The 8727-nt window shown below is 42.0% G+C and carries 7 protein-coding genes; 1 reads left to right on the forward strand and 6 read right to left on the reverse strand.

Annotated elements, in window-relative coordinates; translation table 11 throughout:
- Nucleotides 1–13 precede the first annotated feature (13 nt).
- The 6 genes from pyk to EA365_07180 all read right to left on the reverse strand — a co-directional run bounded on the left by pyk (nt 14) and on the right by EA365_07180 (nt 8313).
- Nucleotides 14–1441, reverse strand: coding sequence for a pyruvate kinase (pyk, locus tag EA365_07155; protein TVQ45829.1), 1428 nt, complete (start codon nt 1439–1441; stop codon nt 14–16).
- Nucleotides 1438–2454, reverse strand: coding sequence for a type I glyceraldehyde-3-phosphate dehydrogenase (gene gap / locus EA365_07160; GenBank protein ID TVQ45830.1), 1017 nt, complete (start codon nt 2452–2454; stop codon nt 1438–1440). Before gap ends, pyk begins: the two co-directional genes overlap by 4 nt.
- A 168-nt stretch (nt 2455–2622) precedes the next feature.
- Entirely contained in the window at nt 2623–4212 is a 1590-nt protein-coding gene (locus tag EA365_07165; protein ID TVQ45831.1) for a glucose-6-phosphate isomerase, read from the reverse strand.
- 14 nt (nt 4213–4226) lie between these two features.
- A complete protein-coding gene (locus tag EA365_07170) occupies nt 4227–5507 on the reverse strand; it encodes a phosphopyruvate hydratase (GenBank protein TVQ45832.1) in 1281 nt (426 codons plus the stop codon).
- Between the two features lie 16 nt (nt 5508–5523).
- Nucleotides 5524–7194, reverse strand: a complete 1671-nt coding sequence (locus tag EA365_07175; GenBank protein ID TVQ45833.1) for an alpha-D-glucose phosphate-specific phosphoglucomutase — start codon at nt 7192–7194, stop codon at nt 5524–5526.
- Between the two features lie 159 nt (nt 7195–7353).
- The gene (locus tag EA365_07180; protein TVQ45834.1) at nt 7354–8313 is read right to left on the reverse strand and encodes an ABC transporter ATP-binding protein; all 960 of its coding nucleotides are present in this window, start codon (nt 8311–8313) and stop codon (nt 7354–7356) included.
- Between the two features lie 59 nt (nt 8314–8372).
- Between EA365_07180 and EA365_07185 the strand changes: the two genes are divergently transcribed.
- Complete coding sequence (locus EA365_07185; GenBank protein ID TVQ45835.1) at nt 8373–8609, forward strand: 50S ribosomal protein L28; 237 nt, start codon at nt 8373–8375, stop codon at nt 8607–8609.
- Nucleotides 8610–8727 lie beyond the last annotated feature (118 nt).

The following is an 8727-nucleotide window of genomic DNA, read 5'->3' on the forward strand; positions in this document are numbered from 1 at the left end:
ATTAAAAGTGTATTTAGTTCAATTCACCGATGGTATGAATATCCAAAAAGGTACTAGTTTTAGCTTGTTTAAGAGGAATTCCACCAACAATTAAGATATTATCACCATTGCTGACAAAATTACGTTTAAGTAACTCTTTTTCCATCTCTTGAATAAACTCTTCCCAAGTGGGGTAGTCATAGTTAAACAGGAGAGGACGAACACCCCAAACTAAATTGAGACGGTGATAGACGTTGAGATTAGGAGTTAAAGCTACCACAGGGACTTTAGGACGTTCCGCTGAAGCGATGGTTGCTGCTTCACCTGTAGATGTTAAAGCCACGATACATTGTAAATCTAACACCTTATCGATGGTATTGAGAGCTTCAGCTAAAGCATTAGCCTTATCTTGAGCGCGGGGGGGATAATTGACGTAGTTTTGCTCTGGTTCCACATCAAGAGCGATATTAGCGAGCATTTTCACCGATTCTAGGGGGAAATCACCAACCGCTGACTCTCCCGAGAGCATAACCGCGTCAGTACCATCGATAATAGCGTTAGCCACGTCGCTAGCTTCAGCGCGAGTAGGACGAGGATTATGGATCATACTATCGAGCATCTGAGTAGCAGTAATCACGGGGATAGCTTTTTGGTTACAGATGCGGATGATGCGTTTTTGGATCAGAGGGACTTTTTCGGGGCGCATTTCTACACCCAAATCACCTCTTGCTACCATAATCGCGTCACACTCATCGACGATCGCCTCAAGATTTTCTACTGCTTGGGGTTTTTCGATTTTAGCCAAGACAGGTAGATCGGAATTACGCTCTTGTAAAAACGCCTTGAGTTCTTGAATATCTTCAGGTTTACGAACAAAGCTCAAAGAGACGATATCAATCCCTTGAGAGATACCGAACTCTAAATCCTTTTTATCCTTTTGAGTCATGGAAGGTAAGCGGAGATTAAGAGTAGGGAAATTAACCCCTTTGTGACTCTTTAACACTCCACCTTGGACTACTGTACAAGTTACCCGATTACCTTGAACCGATTCTACGGTTAACTCTAGTAAACCATCGTCTAGGAGTACTTGAGTACCTTTTTGGGCTTCTTCCGCTACATAGGGATAGTCGATACCGACGGTATTTTCTTGTCCGTTTAACTCTGCTAAGGGTACAAGAGTCAAAGACTGACCGGGAACTAAATTAATTCCCTCTGGTGGTAATTCCCCTACTCTAATTTTAGGTCCTTGTAAATCTTGTAAGAGAGTCAGGGGTAAATCCAACTCTTCAGATATTGAGCGCAGTAGTTTAATTCTGGCTGCGTGGTCTTCGTAACTACCGTGAGAGAAATTAAGACGAGCTACGTTTAAACCAGCTAGGAGCATTTGCTTAAGCATTTCAGGAGAGCTACTAGCAGGACCGATGGTAGCGACTATTTTAGTGCGGAAATTTAGGGGTTTCATACAAGTCCTTCTTGTTTCGCCATATAGAGCATTAAGTCAATTACGCGTTGGGAATAACCCCACTCGTTGTCATACCAGCAGACAACTTTAAAGAAGTTGGAGTTCAGGGCGATTCCTGCTCCTGCATCAAAGATACTGGAGTGAGGATCGGTGAGAAAATCGCTAGATACTACTGCTTCATCTGTATAACCGAGGATACCTTTTAATTCTCCTTCCGAAGCTGCTTTAACCACTTTACAGATTTCTTCATAACTAGTAGCTTTTTCGGTTTTAAAGGTTAAATCCACTACAGACACGTTAGGAGTACCCACACGGAAAGCCATCCCTGTAAGTTTTCCTTTCAGATGGGGTAAAACTAAAGCTACTGCTTTAGCTGCACCTGTAGAAGAGGGGATGATATTCTGGGATGCTCCACGACCACCGCGCATATCTTTTTTACTTGGTCCATCGACGGTGGGTTGAGTAGCTGTCATAGAGTGTACCGTGGTCATTAAACCTTCGCTGATACCAAAATTATCGCTTAGGACTTTAGCTATGGGAGCGAGACAGTTAGTGGTACAGCTAGCGTTAGAAACGATTTTATAATCGGGTTTATATTCTGTGTGGTTAACACCCATGACGAAGGTATGGACGCGATCGGGGTCTTTAGTGGGTGCGGAAATAATTACTTTTTTTGCACCTGCGTTTAGGTGTTTTTCTGCTCCTTGATAGTCGGTAAATAGTCCTGTAGATTCTACTACATAATCAACGCCAAGGTCTTTCCAGGGTAGTTCTTCGGGATTTCTGACTGAGAGACAGGGAACGACTTGATCGTCGATTTTAATCGCTTCATCTTTAACATCTACTGTGCCTTGGTAACGACCATGGGTAGAGTCGTATTTAAATAGGTAACCGAGGTTGTCTGCGGGTACTAAGTCGTTAACACCTACTAATTGTACTTCTGGGTGTTGCATAGCGATACGAGCTACTAAACGACCAATACGACCGAAACCATTGATAGCAATTTTAATCATTTGATTGACTCCGTAAGGTTAAAAAGGGAAAAGGGAAAAGGGAAGAGGCAAAAGGGAAGAGGCAAAAGAGGGGGAGAGGGGGAGATGGAAATGAAGAATGTAGAATGAGCGAAAAAATCATTAATTCGCGCATTCGCGCATTCGGAATAACCACTAAAACCGTTCTACCTAAGCCTGAACCATGGAAACCATGAGACTTCCTGGGGTGGAGGGATTTCCTTCTAGAGATACTCCACGGTTATTAGCTGCTAAATGACGCACAATCTTATAAACGGTTTCCACCTGTTCGGTTGCACCTGCTTTAGCTGCTAAATCGGCGATACTCAGGGGTGCTGAGCTATTTTTGATGGCTTTTAAGATACTACGCTGTAGGTCTAATACTGAAGCTGCGGCTTTTTTACCTGCTTCTACTCCAGGTTGGTGATAGGCGTTGATATTGACAATAGAAGCGTAGAAACTAACTGCTCTTTCGTAGAGGGCGATTAATGCACCCACACGACGTGCATCTACTTTAGGGATGGTAATGGTGATGGAATCGCGATTATTCTCATAGAGTGCTTGTCGTGTTCCGAGGAGGAATCCTGAGAGGAAGTCTCCCGAGGTAGCATCCCTTTCTACTTCGAGGGATTTTCCGTTTCTATCTTCTAGCACTTCAATAAAGGTAGCGAAGAAGTTGGGTACACCTTCTCTTAACTGTTGTACGTAAGCGTGTTGGTCCGTTGAACCTTTGTTACCATAAACAGCGATACCCTGATAAACGGTGTTACCGTCTAAGTCTTTTTCTTTCCCTAGTGACTCCATAACTAATTGTTGGAGATAGCGAGAGAAGAGGAGAAGACTATCTTTATAAGGAAGTATGACCATATCTTTGCTACCTTTGCCATCACCGCTATAGTACCAAGCTAAGGTTAACAAGGCGGCGGGATTTTTTTTGATATCTGCTATACGAGTAGCCATATCCATTTCTTTTGCTCCCGCGATCATGGCTTTGAGATCTACACCTAGTAACCCTGCGCCAAGTAAGCCTACCGCTGACATTACAGAAGTACGACCTCCTACCCAATCGAACATAGGAAAACTGGCTAACCAACCTTGTTCTTTTTGGATTTGGTCCATTTTGCTTCCTGCCATAGTAATCGCTACTGCGTGACTAGGAAAGTCTAAGCCTTGTTGTTTGTAGAATTCGGCTACTTCTAACATCCCGTTACGGGTTTCGGGTGTTCCTCCTGATTTGCTGGTAACGATTACCAGAGTGCTAGGGAGACGGTTTTTAATCCGATTTAAGACTCTATCGATACCGCTAGGATCGGTATTATCAATAAAGTGGATGTTGAGAGGGGGAAAGTCAGGAGTAAGGGCTTCAGCGATGAATTGAGGTCCAAGGGCTGAGCCACCTATACCCACGGAGAGGATATCGGTAAATTTATCTGCTCCTGGTGGTTTGATTGTGCCTTGGTGTACTTTCTGGATAAAGCTTTCCATAGCCTCCAAAGTCTCAACAATCTCTTTTTTGGGCGCTGCTGGGGCTAGATCTGGATTTCTTAACCAGTAGTGACCTACCATGCGTTCTTCGTCGGGATTGGCGATCGCTCCTCCTTCTAGTGCTTTCATATCTGCAAAAGCTTTCTCAAACTTAGGTTGCAGTGTAGATAACAGACTATCAGGGAAGCGCATCCGACTAATATCTAGATATAATTCTAGTTCCCCATGGTAATAAAGCCAATCTTGATAACGTTGCCAAAGTTCTTGACTATTCATAAGTTCCCCTGATTTTATTGAAACGCTTTTCTACCTGCGAAACGAGCAGTTGTACCTAACTCTCTTTCGATTCTGAGTAGTTGGTTAAATTTAGCGATTCTTTCACCGCGACAACCTGAACCTGTTTTGATTTTGCCTGTACTGGTAGCAACCACTAGGTCAGAGATAGTGGTATCTTCAGTTTCACCTGAACGGTGAGAGACAAAGCATTTATAGCTATTCTTTTTGGCTAGTTCGATGGTGTCGAGAGTTTCGGTAAGTGTGCCGATTTGGTTAACTTTAATCAAGATAGAGTTAGCGACTCCTGCTTCTATACCTTGGGCTAAAATTTTAGGGTTGGTACAGAAAAGGTCATCTCCAACTAGTTCTACCTTATCTCCTATCTCATCAGTCAAGAGTTTCCAACCTTCCCAATCTGCTTCACCCATACCGTCTTCGATAGAAACGATGGGATATTGTTCTACCCAACTTTTCCAGAGTTCCACCATTTCTTCAGCACTTTTGACGGATTGGTCTGATTTGAAGAAACGATATTTATTGTGGGTTTCTTTACACATTTCTGAGGTAGCGGGATCGAGACAGAGGGAGATATCTTCTCCTGGTTTGTATCCTGCTAGAGTAATAGCTTCGAGAATCAGTTCTACTGCTTCTACGTTGGATTTAAGATCAGGTGCGAACCCACCTTCATCACCAATTCCTGTGCTATAGCCTTTTTTCTTCAGTAGGGATTTGAGGGTGTGGAAGGTTTCAATCCCCATGCGAATGGATTCGGTAAAGCTAGGGGCATTGTGGGGGGCGATCATAAATTCTTGGAAATCTACCGTATTATCTGCGTGTCCTCCACCGTTGATTACGTTTAAGCAGGGTACTGGTAGTAAAGAAGCGTTTACACCACCGATATAGCGATAGAGGGGTAGTTTGAGATAGTTAGCTGCTGCTTTAGCTGAGGCTAGGGAAATCGCTAGGATGCCGTTAGCACCGATGACACTTTTGTACTCTGTACCGTCGATTGCGATCATTAATTGGTCAATCTCTCTTTGTTGGGTGACGTCCATCCCGAGCAAGTCTGGTACGAGTTTATCGGTGGCATTTTCGATCGCTTTGAGTACACCTTTACCACCGTAGCGTTTAGGATCTTTGTCTCTGAGTTCTACCGCTTCTTTTTCTCCTGTGGATGCTCCCGAGGGTACTAAAGCTTTACCCGTTGTCCCGTCTTCAAGATAAACTGTTGCTTCGACTGTGGGGTTACCACGGGAATCTAATACTTCAGTAAGAATTATATCATCAATATACATTGGTTTGCTCCTTGATTTAGGCTATAGCGTCGGTTACGATTTGTTGGGCTTCACTGAGTATGGTTTCTAGGTGTTCCTGACTCTTGAAGCTTTCGGCATATACTTTGTAAACGTTTTCTGTTCCTGATGGGCGGGCTGCGAACCAACCTTCAGCTGTGTTGACTTTTAAGCCACCAATGGGAGCGTTATTACCAGGTGCGTTGGTTAACTTGCTAGTAATAGTGTCTCCCGCTAGGGTAGTAGCTTTGACTTGTTCTGGTGAGAGTTTGCTTAATCCTGTTTTTTGTTCAGGAGTCGCGGGGGAATCAATACGAGTGTAATAAGACTTGCCGAGGCGATCGCTTAATTGTTGGTAATATACTCCTGGATCTTTCCCTGTGCGAGCGGTGATTTCTGCTGCTAGTAAGCCCATAATAATCCCGTCTTTATCGGTGCTCCACACTTGCCCATTTTTGCGTAAAAATGATGCTCCTGCGCTTTCTTCGCCACCAAATCCTAATTTTCCGCTTAATAATCCATCTACGAACCATTTAAAGCCTACTGGCACTTCATAGAGCTGTTTTCCGATATCTTTAGCAACGCGATCTATTAAGCTACTACTAACTACGGTTTTACCTATGGCTGTGTCAAAAGCCCAATTAGTACGGTTTGTAAAGAGATAGTTAATGGCTACTGCTAGGAAGTGATTAGGGTTCATTAATCCCATACTTGGGGTAACGATACCATGACGATCTGAATCTGTATCATTCCCAAAGGCTATATCATATTGGTCTTTGAGTTTGACGAGGTTAGCCATAGCGTAGGGGGAGGAACAATCCATTCTGATTTTGCCATCCCAATCTACGGTCATAAAGCCAAAGGTTAGATCTACTTTGGGATTCACTACCGTTGCGTTGATTTTATAGCGCTCGATTAGGGGTAACCAGTAACCTACGTTGGAACTTCCTAGGGGATCGATGCCGATTTTGATTCCTGATTCTCTGATTATGTCTAAATCAACGATATTTTCAAGGTCATTGACATAACCCGTAACAAAGTCATAAAAGTGAGTTGTACTCGCTGCGATCGCCTGTTCGTAGGGTATGCGCTTTACTTCTCGATTATGGTTTTTTAGTAATTCGTTGGCTCTTTCTTGAATAACTTTGGTAATTTCTGTACCTGCAGGTCCTCCTGAAGGGGGATTATATTTAAACCCACCGTCTGATGGTGGGTTATGGGAGGGGGTAATAATTAATCCGTCTGCTAATCCTTGTTTTTTGTCTTTGTTATAGTTTAAAATAGCATGAGATACTACTGGTGTCGGTGTATATTGGGCGTCTCCTTCTTCTTTAGCGAGATATACCTCAATCCCATTGGCTGCTAGTACTTCTAGGGCTGTTCTTTGGGCTGGGGCTGAGAGAAAGTGACTATCCATCCCCATATACAATGGCCCATTGATGCCTTGACTTTTACGGTAATCGATTACCCCTTGAGTCATAGCGATGATATGAGCTTCGTTGAATGTTCCTAAAGCTGCTGAACCACGATGTCCTGATGTGCCGAAACTTACCCTCTGTAAGGGGTTTTCGGGATCTGGTTTGATTTCGTAGTATTGTTTTTGCAACTGACTAACATCAATTAAAATATTAGCTGGTGCGGGTAAGCCTGCTAAGGGACTTATTTTGGGGTCTTCTTTTGCGATCGCCATATTTTTTCCCTATTTTTTTTCTAGTGATGATAATATTCAACAATTAGCATATTTTGTCATCAACTTTGCTAAGACTAACATTCTGTTATCTTTACTTACCCAAATTTTAAGTCTTTTTTAATAAAGTTTGGGTTAAGAGTTAATTAAGATTAAAAATGCCTAAGAAGATTTATAAATACCCCTTTCTTGTAACTGTTTTAGGAAAAATTCTTCTAAAGATACCCTAGCTAAACGTAAATTTAATAACTGTGCATCAATTGTGGCTAAATAATGAATAAACCTTTCTGGTTCTTGATTTAGTTGACCATGCCAATAATGTTCATCTTGGCTTAAATTGTTGATCCAGGGGGATAATTGTTCTTGAGTTCCTCCTTTGACTACTACTTGATAACTATCAGGAGATCCTAACAATTCATTGAGTGAACCTGAACAAATCAGATTACCTTGGGCGAGAATAGCAATGCGATCGCAGATTAACTCTACATCAGAAAGTATATGAGAATTAAAAAAGATGGTTTTGCCTCTTTCTTTGAGAGATAGTATAATTTGTCTGACTTGATAACGTCCCATGGGATCTAATCCTGACATTGGTTCATCGAGAAAGACTACATCAGGGTCATTGATTAAGGCTTGAGCCATACCAATACGTTGTACCATCCCTTTAGAATATTGTCGCAGTTGTTTCTTTTTGGCTGTTGATTCAGCTAATCCCACTAAGTCTAATAATTCTACTACCCTTTTTTTGGTTTCTTTTGGGGGGATTTGGAATAAACCGGCGACAAAGTTTAAAAATTCCCAACCCGTCAAATAGTCGTAATAATAGGCATTTTCTGGGAGATAGCCAACCCGTTGTTTAATGGAGCGATCGCCAACGGGACGACCTAATAACACTGCTTTTCCCGAGGTAGATTTAATGATTCCGAGGAGAATTTTTAGTAAAGTTGTTTTACCCGCGCCATTTGGTCCTAATAATCCAAAGGTTTCTCCCTGCTGAATTCCTAAAGAACAATCTTGTAGGGATACTACTTTTTGATTCAACCAAAACCCAGTGCGATAGACTTTACCAAGATTCCAGGTTTCAACGACATTTGTCTTAATTTTATCACCGACACTATCCATGTTTATACAATATAATAGTAAAGCTCTAGATAGAATTAAAAAGAGGTCTTGAATTAATTATGGCTCGTAAATGCGATCTTACAGGAAAAAAAGCTAATAATGCCTTTAGTATATCCCATTCTCACCGTAGAACCAAAAGATTACAAGAAGCAAATTTACAATGGAAGAGAGTTTGGTGGGCTGAAGGTCAACGTTGGGTGAAACTGCGTCTTTCTACCAAAGCGATTAAAACCCTTAATCACAAAGGATTACAAGCTATGGCAAAAGAAGCAGGAATCAACCTTAATAATTATTAGTTCTGTGACATACTCCTACACCAAATCAAAGATTATGGTGTAGGCTTCTTATCTTTCACCTTAAGAGATGATTGACCGTTTTTGAGTGAGGCGATGCCCATCCCCACTTTTTTAATTA

The organism is Gloeocapsa sp. DLM2.Bin57 (genome assembly GCA_007693955.1).
In the GTDB taxonomy this organism is placed as follows: Bacteria; Cyanobacteriota; Cyanobacteriia; order Cyanobacteriales; family Gloeocapsaceae; genus Gloeocapsa.